The organism is Homoserinimonas sp., assembly GCF_056262345.1.
In genome coordinates, this window is the sequence record NZ_JBACFR010000057.1 from 1 (window position 1) to 10,790 (window position 10,790).

A 10,790-nucleotide genomic window follows, 5' to 3' on the forward strand; every position below is an offset into this window, starting at 1 on the left:
TTCCCCGAGCGACACGTCGGTCGCCGGATCGGTGACCGATTCACCACGATACAGGCTCTCAAAGGTCGTGAGGGTCCGCTGGATGTCGTGGGGCACGATCAGTTTGAGGCTGGCCTTCTTCAGGGCGAGCACCTCTTCCCACGGCATCTCGAGCACGCGCGTGAGCTTGGCCGCGAGATCGGCGACATCGCCGGGGGTGAACAGAAAGCCGTTTTCGCCATCGTGGACGAGGTGGGGAAGCGCCATCGCGTCTGCGGCAACGACGGGGAGCCCGGAGGCCATTGCCTCCATCGTGGCAATGCTCTGAAGCTCTGCAATCGACGGCATAGCGAAGAGCGACGCCCTCGTCAGAATCGACCGCAGCTCCTGATCGCTCACATAGCCGGTGAAGTCGACACAGTCGCGGATTCCCAGTGACACAGCGAGCTGCTTGAGCGCAGAGAGCTGGTCGCCGCCCCCCACGATGTCGAGCTTGACGTCGAGACTCGGGTCGAGCGTCGCCACAGCGCGCAGGAGCACGTCGATGTGCTTCTCCCCCGTGACCCGGCCCACGAATACGATTCGATTCTCGGCCGGCTTCTCCATGTTCTGCGAATAGAGGCTCGCGTCGATGCCGCACGAAATCGCGTGGACATCCGTCAGCTCCGTCTCGCTCTCGAGAAAGACCGCCGCCTTGCGCGTGGGAGTCGTAACCGACTCGCACAGGGCGAAGGTCTTGGAGGCATCCTTCCACGCCATGCGGATGGCAGTCTTGCGCACGAACTTAGGCAGGAGTGTGTGCTCGATCATGTTCTCGGGCATGAAGTGGTTGGTGCCAACCACACGGATGCCACGCTTCGCCGCCTGGTGCGCTAGCCCGCGCCCGACCAGGATGTGCGGCTGAATGTGCACGACATCGGGCTTGAACGAATCGAGAATGCGGGCGGCATTAGCCTGGCTCGTCCACGGCATGGCAAATCGCAGCCAGTCGTGCGGATACCACCGGAGAGAAAAGAGGCGCTCGACCGCGAACCGGGAACCGTCGTGGTCCTCCATGAATCTGCCGTGCTTGCGATTGAAGGCGGGCGCCACGACCAGAACCTCGTGCCCACGCTCGGTGAGGCCGGCTCCGAGCCGGGAGGCGAAGTTGGCGGCACCATTGACATCAGGGGGGAACGTATCGCACCCGATGAGGACCTTCAGGGGTGCCTGAGCACCCTGAGGAGCAGCGGAAGTATCAGACAATGTGGGTCAGTATCCCTTGCGATGAGTGCCGAGCGACAAACCGGGTGCCAGGCTCAGGCTGGAAGCAATTACCTAACTTACCTCAGTCGCGAGACTGAGGGTGGTGGCGCGCGAGCTGGAAGACTCCCCTGACCGCGAGAGCCCCGGCGACGACGAAAACGAGGATGGCGCTCCAGTGGGCGCTGCTCGCTTCGCCGAGAACCGTGATGCCGATCGTTACGGCAACAATCGGGTCGATCACCGTCAGACCAGCGATGACGAGGTCGGGCGGGCCAGACGAGTAAGCATTTTGCACAAAATAACCGCCGAGCACCGTGGCGATGAGAAGCGCCACAACGCACACGACGACGAGCCAATCAAAATCGCCCGTTTTGATGCGATCGAGCACCACCTTGGCGAGCGTCGCCACGAATCCATAGAGGATGCCGGCGCCCAAGATGTAGAAAATCGCGCGAAACCGGGCGCGATAGATGGCGAACACCACCGCAAACGTGATGGTTACGACGGCGAGGATGCCCAGAATGATGAACAACTGGCGATCGGTGACGCGATGGGATTCTGTGGTGAACGCGGCGACGCCCACAAAAAGGGCGACACCGACCACACAGAACGTGATGGCCCTGATGCTCACGGCATCCAACCGCACCTTGGAGACCCTCGCGTTGAGCACCGCCGTGATGACGAGCGCGACGGCACCGAGCGGCTGCACGAGGGTGATCGGCGCGAGATAGAGGCTCGTGAGCTGAAGTACAACGGCGAGACCCAGCATGACCGTGCCGATGAGCCAGGAGGGTCGCTGCGCGAGAAGCACAATCTGGCGGAACCCGAGCCCTGCGCTTTTGGCGAGGGGCTCGATCATTCCCTCGGAGCGGGCCTTTTCTTCTGCAATGCTCTGCTCGCTGGCCTCGACCTTGCTCACCCCGCGATGCTGCAATTGAGCACCCATAGCTAAGAACACCGCGCCGAGAAGCGCGACGGGGATTCCCAGATACTGCAGAGGGGTGAGACTCTCCACAGCGAGTTGGGTCATGTCAGGCAGCACGAAACGACCCTACCGGCTCGCGCAGGATATTCTGGGCAAATGGCCGTGCTTCCCATCGTTATCACCGGAGACCCCGTGCTCCATACCCCCGCCCGCGACGTCACGGAGTTCACTCCGGAGCTGAGGACGCTCGTCAACGACATGTTCGAGACGATGGATGCTGCGCCGGGAGTCGGCCTCGCAGCCCCGCAGGTGGGCATCGGGCTGCGGCTGTTCGTTTTTGGCTGGGTGGACGAGGACGACGTGGAGCACCGAGGCGTCGCGATCAACCCCGAACTGTGGCAGAGCCCGCTCGCAATCGAGCCGCTCGACGAGGATCTCGAGTCCGAGGGCTGCCTCTCTGTGCCGGGCGAGCGCTATCCGCTGCGCCGCGCAGACCGCATCATGCTGCGCGCCACCGACCTCGACCAGAATCGGTTCGAGATCGTGGCCGAGGGCTGGCTTGCTCGCATCTTCCAGCACGAGTACGACCACCTTGACGGCGTGCTCTATGTCGACCGGCTGGAGCACACGCACCTCAAGGCCGCCAAGAAGGCGGTCAAACGTTCCAGCTGGGGTGTGCCCGGCCTCACCTGGATGCCAGGAGTCGACGACCTCGACGCCTAGCGGCTGACGGCAGGCACGCCATTCTCGGAGCGGAGCGCCGGGAAGGCTGCAGAGACCGAAAAGCCCACGCCGGGAACGACATAGGCGTTGAACACCCCGCCAAAGAGCTCGGTGCGCTCCCGCATCTCGGTGATGCCGGGCCCCGTTGGCGTTGATGTCAAGGCGGCAGCGTCGTCGTCGATCGTGTAGCCACCCCGGCGCGAAACGCGATTAGGGTCGTCTCCATCACGCCGAGTGGATGCTCGGATCCCGTCGTCGTCAATGAGCACGTTGAGTCCCTCGCCCGACCAACGGAACGTGACTCGAACCTCGGTGCCCTCTCCCCCGTGCTTGAGCGAGTTCGACAGCGCCTCCTGCAGGATGCGGAACACCGCGACCTCGGCCCCCGGCTTGAGATCGAAGCGGTCGCCAATATCTTCGAAGCGGATATCGAGCCCCGCGTCGCGCATGACCCGGAAGAGCTCCCGAGCCGTGCGGATCGCAGGCTGAGGTGAGGCATCGGCCTCGCCCTGACGCACAATCGCCATAATGCGGCGTAGATCGGCCAAAACAGAGCGAGCATCCGCAGCGATAACGGTGGCAGAGCGCACGGCGGCCGCTGGGTCGGCCTCGCCCTTGTATCGAGCGCCGTCGGCCTCGGCCAGAATCGACGCCATCGAATGAATCGCGACCTCCTGCAGCTCGCGGGCCATGCGCATGCGGGCTGTTTGCTCAGCGAGGCTGAGTTCTAGCTCGATGACCTCGCGGTCGGCCTGCCCAAGCTGGCGGACGGTAGAACGGCGCAACGACAGCGCGACGAGCCAGAGCACGACGCCGGCAATGCCGAGAACCAGAAGGATGCCGGCGCCCACGAGGGCATAGTTCGGAACCAGCGATTCGTCACTCAGCCAGGACTGCACAACAACTCCCAAGATCAACCAGACACCGCCGCAGAGGAGCTCTGCAGGGCCGAGAAAGCGGAACATCGTGATAGTTGCACCGCACGCCGTCCACCGCAACACAAAAGCCCCCACCGCGAACGGTGGGGGCCTAATGCTCCCCGAGTTGGACTCGAACCAACAACCTGCCGGTTAACAGCCGGCTGCTCTGCCAATTGAGCTATCGAGGATCGCTGAAACAGCTTGTTTACTTTACCAAGGAATCACCAGCCACCAAATCGAGCGTCACCGCTCGCGCGTGTCACCGAGAAACGTGGGGGTCGGAACCGCCGTACTTGCGGCGAATTCCGGCATTCCGGTTGCGGCATCGATCACGAATGCGGCAACGGAGTCTGAGCGCTGATTGGAGACGAACAGTACGTCATCGACCACGACTAGATGCCGTGGCCAGTCCCCCGCGGACGGCACAGAGCCCACAGGCTGCAGCGTCACCGCATCAACAACGGCGATTCGGTTAGTGCCCCGCAAACCGGCGTAGAGAAAGCGCCCGTCGGCGCCCGCAATGAGGCCAGCGGCCTGGTCTGCATCGTCTGGGTCGCTCACGATCGGCGCGTCGGCGACCACGGCATCCGTGGTCAGTTCGAAGATGCGCGAGCCAAACTCGGCCAGCATAAGCACGCGCTCGCCCAGCGCCACGAGGTCGCGGGGACCTGTGCCGGGCGGGAGCTTAAGCGACCCGCCGCGCGTCAGCGCCCGCGCGCTGCCGTGATGCACGTGGACGTGATCCGTGCCCAGATCGGCGCTGAGAACGACGCCAGGGGCCGCGGCGAGCGTGCTGTGGGCGTGCGGACCCTCCTGCTGAGGGCGCGGGCCCGATCCGTGGGCGCTGAGCGGTGAAAGCGGCCGCCCCAATGAGCCGTCACGCTCAAGCGGAATGACATCGATCGAGCCGCCACCATAGTTCGACACGACAAGGGTCTCGTCAATTATTGCGATGTGGCAGGGGTGCTGGCCGCTCGTGGCTTCGGAGCCGATAAACCGCAAGGATTCATTCTCGATGCGGAATGCAGTGACGAGGCCAGCGGCTTCGTCGGCGGCATAGAGCGTCGACCCCTGCCGGGCGAGCCAGGAGGGCGACGACGTCTCCGCGATAGTCCCTCCCCAGACAAGCTCGGTGCCATCCCAGGTGACTAACCCGATTCCATGGGCAGAGCCACCCATCGAGGCGGTGTATCCGCCGCTCCACAGCGTGATCGACGCCGCATTTGTCAGCGCCGCAGGCTCAGGCGGCACCGCTCTGCCGCCTCCGCTGGTCATGCACCGCGGCAAGCGACCTGAGATACGGATGCTGCGGGTCGGTGAACACCGTGGCGATGGGACCGATCCCGATGAGGAGGCCCCGGTCGAGCACGGCGACTCGATCGGCAACCGTCGAAATGACATCGAGGTCGCTGCTGACGATGAGGGCCGAGAACCCGCGCTCCCGCTGAAGCTCGCGCAGAACCTCGATCACCCCCGACCTCACGGTGGCATCGATGCCTCGCGTTGGTTCATCGGCAACCAAGAGCGTCGGCTCAAGGATGAGCGCTCGCGCCAGGGCCACGCGCTGTCGCTGCCCGCTGCTGAGCTCGTGCGGAAGGCTATCGAGCACGCTCAGCGGCAGCTGCACGGAGTCGATCAGCGTCGCGACGGCGGTCATCGCCTCCCTCTGGTTGAAGCGACGATCACGCAAAAAGATCGGCTCGGCCACGTTCTCTGACACCGTCAGCTGCGGGTTGAGGCTCACGGCTGCGCCCTGCGAAAGGTACCCGGTGGAGAGCGTCAGTCGGTCGCGCCGCCGACGGGTCAATCGCCGAATGTCGGTGCTGCCCACCCGAAGCGAACCACCGCAAATCTCGGCGGTTCCTGAACCTGCTGTGCCGCGCCCGGCTTGCGCTGCGACCGTCATTGCCAGGGTGGATTTGCCAGAGCCTGACTCCCCCACGACTCCAAGAACCTCTCCTGGAGCGAGGTCGAACGACACCCCAGAGATGGCCTTGTGATAGGACAGCGCATCGCGCGAGACATAGTGGATCGACAGATCCCGGGCAGATACAACCGGCTCGCCCACCCTATTCGCCGTCATCAGCACATCCCCTCACGCACTCACAGAACGTCAGTCGCTGCGGAGCGCTCTGCGCTCCTGTTCCACGGCAACAAGTTCTCGCTGCAGCATTCCATAGCGACCGGCATCGGCGACGGAATCCGTGCGCTGCAGCCGGCCCAGCAGCTCCGCCTTGAGACGAAGCAGGTCACGATCAACAAGCGAGGTCGTGATGCCCTCACAATAGGCCCGAACATCATTGGAGCGGTCTGGGAGTGGGGCTATCGCCAGCTCAGTGACCAGACGCGAGAACGGGGCGGGAACTTCGCGCAGAACCCGGTCGAGCCAAACGGCAGAGGCGAACGCATCGTTGCCGCTCTCGTCGATCATGAGCGCGGCCGCGATACCGTCACGCACGACGGCAAGTGAGGGGTGAGAAAACGACGATTGGCTCGCGCGCACCGCAAGATCGCGATCAATAGCCTCCGGATGCTGCAGCAAGGCCATGAGCGCATCCCGCTCTAAGCGGGTGGCCGGGTCTGTGGGCAACTGCGTGATCGACGGCCCGGAATCGTGCTCCGGCTGCTCGACGCTCTGGTGTGTCTGCCCTGGAGCGCCGGATTGACGCTGGCTCGGTGCCGCTGAGCTTTGCGGACGAGCATCGGGCCGTTGCTCGCTCGCGGCCGATGCCTTGTGCTGCGCTGCCGACACCGCCCGCGAAACCTCTGAAGGGTCAACGCCGAGCCAGCCCGCAAGATTGCGAACGTATCCCGTGCTGAGGGCACGATCGCGGATGCCAGCGACGACGGGCGCGGCAGCACGCAGGGCGGCCACTCGGCCCTCGACGGTGTCGAGATCGTGCTCGGCGAGCACCCGGCGGATCATGAACTCGAACATGGGCTTTTTGCCTGAGATGAGCAGGCGAACCGCCTCGTCGCCTCGGGTAAGGCGCAGATCGCATGGATCCAGCCCATCGGGGGCAACGGCAACGAAGGTCTGGGCAGCGAAGCGCTGCTCCTCGGCGAAGGCACGACTCGCAGCCTTCTGCCCTGCCTCGTCGGGGTCGAAGGTGAACACGACCTCGCCGAGGGCTGTCGAATCGGCGTTGTCGAAGTCGCCGAGCACTCGGCGAACAACCTTGATGTGGTCTACCCCAAAGGCCGTGCCACAGGTTGCGACCGCCGTCGTAATCCCCGCAAGGTGACACGCCATGACGTCGGTGTAGCCCTCGACGACGACGACCTGCTTGCCCTTGGAGATGTCGCGCTTGGCGAGGTCGAGCCCATAGAGCACCTGGGACTTGTGATAAACGGGGGTCTCTGGCGTATTGAGGTATTTGGGGCCCTTGTCGTCGTCAAGAAGACGACGAGCACCGAAGCCGAGGGTCTGGCCCGTCACATCCCGGATGGGCCACACGAGTCGGCCGCGAAAGCGATCATAGGCACCGCCACGCTCACCCGTGCTGAGGAGACCGGCGGTGACAAGCTCGGCCTCCGTAAAGCCGAGGGAGCGCAGGTGGGCAGAGAGGGCATCGAAGCTCTTGGGTGCAAAGCCGACTCCGAACCGCTCGGCGGCCGCGGGATCGAACCCACGCTCGCCCAAAAAGCGTCTCGCCGGCTCCGCGTCTGGCCGCACAAGTTGCGAAACAAAGTATTCGGCGGCTGCCTTGTTTGCTGCGAGCAAACGGGCACGATTGCCGTAGTCGCGGTTGGCCGTTCCGCCATCTTCGTAGTGCAGCTCGAAGCCGATGCGCTCCGCCATGCGCTCGACGGCCTCAGAGAACGAGACGTGGTCCATACGCTGGAGAAAGGTGAAGACGTCGCCGTCTTCGCCGCAACCGAAGCAGTGATAGCGGCCCACCTGCGGACGAACATGAAAGCTCGGGCTGCGCTCGTCGTGAAAGGGGCACAGCCCCTTGAGTGAGCCAACCCCGGCGCCCTTGAGAGTGACGTAATCGCCGACGATATCGACGATGTTCACGCGCGCGCGAACCTCATCGATATCGTTTCGTCGAATGAGGCCAGCCATGTAGTCAGTCTACTGAGGGCAGCACGATGCCCAGGCCGTCAGCTGCCGAGCAGCCGCTCGTGCCAGGCCATCGCCGATTGATCGGTGAGGCTCGCCACCTGGTCGACAACGACCCTGCGGCGTGCGGCATCGTCGGCGGCTTCGGCCCAATCCGCGGCGAAGCCAGCATCAAGGGCGGATGGCCCTGTTGCATAGAGGACATCGGCCAGGCTCGTGAGAATCTCGCGCTGCTGTGCGTAGATGGGCTGGCGGGTGTTCTTGGACATCACGAACGCCGCCACGATGCCCTTGAGCACCGCGATTTCGGCCCCGATCTCCCGCGGAATCACGATATTGGCGGCGAAGCGCGCGAGCGTCGGCTGAGGATAAGCCTCTCGGGTCGCCTGTACCGCTCCCCCGGCGAATCGCCCGATCAGTTGGCTCGTGAGGTTCTTGAGCCTGGCTTGATCGAGCCTGCTGCCATCCCACGTATCGATCCACACCGGCAAGCTGTCGAGGCGGTCGAATGCGGCGATGAGCTCGTCGTGAGTGAACTCGCCGCCGATCCACTCGAACATCGAATCCACGAGGGCGTCGTGATCGACCCTCGCGCCGAGCGCGGCCACGTCGAGGTAGCCGCCCACGATCGCATCCTCAAAATCGTGCACGGAGTACCCGATGTCATCGGAGAGATCCATGACCTGCGCCTCGATGCACAGCCGTCCCTCTGGAGCTCCGCGGCGAAGCCATTCGAACGCGGCCACATCGTCTTTGTAAAAACCAAACTTGGCGCGTCCGCTCGGGTCCGCCACCGACCGGGTATCCGGCCACGGGTACTTGCAGCTCGCGTCGAGGCTCGCGCGGGTGAGATTGAGGCCGTAGACCCGGCCGTCATCGCCGATGACCTTTGGCTCAAGACGCGTGAGAAGCCGCAGCGTCTGGGCGTTGCCCTCGAACCCGCCGATCTCCGCCGCCCACGCGTTGAGGGCCTTCTCCCCGTTGTGTCCGAACGGCGGATGCCCGAGGTCGTGGGCTAGGCACGCAGTGTCGACGACGTCGGGATTGAGCCCGAGCGACGTGGCGAGCTCGCGGCCCACTTGAGCGACCTCGAGCGAGTGCGTTAGCCGATTGCGGGCGAAGTCGAGTCCCTGGGTGGGGCTGAGCACCTGGGTCTTGGCCGCAAGGCGGCGCAGGGCGCTCGAGTGCAGCAGCCGGGCACGGTCGCGCGCAAAATCACTGCGCCGCGAATAGTGCTCCTCTGGCAGAAAGCGGGCAGTATCGTGCTCGCCATAGCCCTGCGCGGCGAGGTCGGACTCAGCCACCGCTGGAATCCAGCTCTGCTCCGGCAACCTCGCGGCTCTGGGCCTCGTTGAGCTCCTGGCTGTCGAGCCAGCCGTCGGGTAGCGCGGGGCGCTTGGGGTGGCCAGCGCGGCCGCGAGGGCCCTCCGCACCGACTCCCGGGTATGGCATCTCCCAGTCGAGCTGACCCAGAAGGTCGTCCAGGTGGTTCAGGCTTTCGACCTTGGCGAGCTGACTACGCAGGTCGCCACCGACCGGGTAACCCTTGAAGTACCAGGCCATGTGCTTGCGAATGTCGCGGCAGGCCCACTCTTCACTGTCGAAGAATTCGGTGAGAAGCTCGGTGTGGCGGCGACCCGTCGCGGCCACGACGCCGAGGCTCGGCTGGGCAACATCTTTCTCGCCGTTGAATGCGGCCACAAGATCGCCGAAGAGCCACGGGCGACCAAGGCATCCGCGGCCGACGACGACGCCATCGCACCCCGTCTGCTCGACCATGCGCACGGCATCCTCGCCAGACCAGATGTCGCCGTTGCCGAGCACCGGGATGCTCGTGACGGTCTCTTTGAGCTTGGCAATTGCCGACCAGTCGGCCTGACCGCTATAGAACTCAGAGGCGGTGCGCGCGTGGAGCGCGACCGCGGCAACCCCGGCACCCTCGGCAATGCGACCAGCCTCGAGGTAGGTGAGGTGATCTTTGTCGATGCCCTTGCGCATCTTGATGGTCAAGGGCAGGTCTCCCGCGGCCTTGACGGCGCCTTCGACGATGTCGCGAAAAAGTCCCGTCTTCCACGGCAGCGCGGAACCGCCGCCCTTGCGGGTGACCTTGGGCACAGGGCAGCCAAAGTTGAGGTCGATGTGATCGGCGCGATTCTCTGCGACCAGCATCGTCACAGCATCCGACACGGTCTTGGGGTCGACGCCGTAGAGCTGGATGCTGCGGGTCGTCTCCGACTCGTGGTGCTGAATGAGGCGCATGCTGCCGGGGGTGCGCTCGACAAGGGCGCGGCTCGTGATCATCTCACTCACGTAGAGCCCAGCACCGAACTCCCGGCACAGCCTGCGATAGGCCGTGTTCGTGATGCCGGCCATCGGTGCGAGCACCACGGGAACATCGAGTTCGAGCGGACCAATACGCAGGGGCGCGCCACCGGCAGCGGCGGCGGCCGGGCGGGTAACGGTGGCGTCGAGAACGTTCATCGTCTCATTCTCCCAGATCGGGAGCCCCGCCCCTACTTTCGCCCCCGCCGCGCCCGATTGGTATGAGATTCACGCCAAGAAACCTCTCAGCAGCGCCTCCGAACCCGCGATGTGCTCTTCCATGGCCCTGGTCGCCTCTTCCGGATTGCCGCGAAGGATCGCCTTCACGATGGCTTCGTGCTGCTCGTTTGAGTGGATGATGTTCGGCGCGAGCAGAGGGATGCCGTCGAGCAGCTCGTTCACGCGCATCCGAATGTCGGCGACCAACGGCACGAGACTCGGAGAACCGACCAGTTCAGCGATGAGAAGATGCAGCCGAGAATCGCTGCGGCGATAGTCGGACGGCTCCGCGGCAGAACACTCCTGAAGGGCCTGCCACAGGCTGTCGCGCTGCGGACCGCTCAATTCGCTGAGCGCCGCCTGTCGCGCCGCCCCGACCTCGAGGATCGCG

General features: G+C 64.6%; 10 protein-coding genes and 1 tRNA gene. 1 reads left to right on the plus strand and 10 read right to left on the minus strand.

Annotated features, from left to right (window positions below; all coding sequences use genetic code 11):
- Together AC062T_RS02990 and AC062T_RS02995 are read right to left on the minus strand one after the other, a co-directional pair.
- A partial coding sequence (locus AC062T_RS02990) for a glycosyltransferase (protein ID WP_476027258.1) occupies positions 1 to 1,224 on the minus strand: 1,224 nt, incomplete at its 3' end.
- Positions 1,225 to 1,306: 82 nt separating this feature from the next.
- Complete coding sequence (locus AC062T_RS02995) at positions 1,307 to 2,266, minus strand: DMT family transporter (protein WP_476027260.1); 960 nt, start codon at positions 2,264 to 2,266, stop codon at positions 1,307 to 1,309.
- A 39-nt stretch (positions 2,267 to 2,305) separates the two neighbouring features.
- Between AC062T_RS02995 and def the strand changes: the two genes are divergently transcribed.
- On the plus strand, positions 2,306 to 2,872 hold the full coding sequence (gene def / locus AC062T_RS03000) for a peptide deformylase (protein WP_476027262.1): 567 nt from the start codon (positions 2,306 to 2,308) through the stop codon (positions 2,870 to 2,872).
- Here the strand turns inward: def and AC062T_RS03005 are convergent.
- The 8 genes from AC062T_RS03005 to AC062T_RS03040 all read right to left on the minus strand — a co-directional run.
- Positions 2,869 to 3,837 (minus strand): sensor histidine kinase, encoded by a 969-nt coding sequence (locus tag AC062T_RS03005; RefSeq protein WP_476027263.1) that lies wholly within the window; start codon positions 3,835 to 3,837, stop codon positions 2,869 to 2,871. The two genes, def and AC062T_RS03005, sit on opposite strands and share 4 nt — an antisense overlap.
- A 70-nt stretch (positions 3,838 to 3,907) precedes the next feature.
- Positions 3,908 to 3,980 (minus strand) — tRNA-Asn (locus AC062T_RS03010).
- 55 nt (positions 3,981 to 4,035) lie between these two features.
- Positions 4,036 to 5,067, minus strand: coding sequence for a lactonase family protein (locus tag AC062T_RS03015; protein ID WP_476027265.1), 1,032 nt, complete (start codon positions 5,065 to 5,067; stop codon positions 4,036 to 4,038).
- The gene (locus tag AC062T_RS03020; protein ID WP_476027267.1) at positions 5,033 to 5,875 is read right to left on the minus strand and encodes an ATP-binding cassette domain-containing protein; all 843 of its coding nucleotides are present in this window, start codon (positions 5,873 to 5,875) and stop codon (positions 5,033 to 5,035) included. The genes AC062T_RS03015 and AC062T_RS03020 overlap by 35 nt, the downstream gene beginning before the upstream one ends.
- Positions 5,876 to 5,905: 30 nt before the next feature.
- Positions 5,906 to 7,861 carry a DNA primase gene (dnaG, locus tag AC062T_RS03025; RefSeq protein ID WP_476027269.1) on the minus strand — a complete coding sequence of 652 codons (1,956 nt, stop codon included), beginning with the start codon at positions 7,859 to 7,861 and terminating at the stop codon, positions 5,906 to 5,908.
- Between the two features lie 38 nt (positions 7,862 to 7,899).
- Positions 7,900 to 9,162, minus strand: a complete 1,263-nt coding sequence (locus tag AC062T_RS03030; protein WP_476027271.1) for a deoxyguanosinetriphosphate triphosphohydrolase — start codon at positions 9,160 to 9,162, stop codon at positions 7,900 to 7,902.
- Positions 9,155 to 10,339 carry a tRNA dihydrouridine synthase DusB gene (gene dusB, locus AC062T_RS03035; RefSeq protein ID WP_476027273.1) on the minus strand — a complete coding sequence of 395 codons (1,185 nt, stop codon included), beginning with the start codon at positions 10,337 to 10,339 and terminating at the stop codon, positions 9,155 to 9,157. The genes AC062T_RS03030 and dusB overlap by 8 nt, the downstream gene beginning before the upstream one ends.
- A gap of 69 nt (positions 10,340 to 10,408) precedes the next feature.
- Positions 10,409 to 10,790 (minus strand): FadR/GntR family transcriptional regulator (locus tag AC062T_RS03040; RefSeq protein WP_476027275.1); only part of this gene is annotated, 382 nt, incomplete at its 5' end.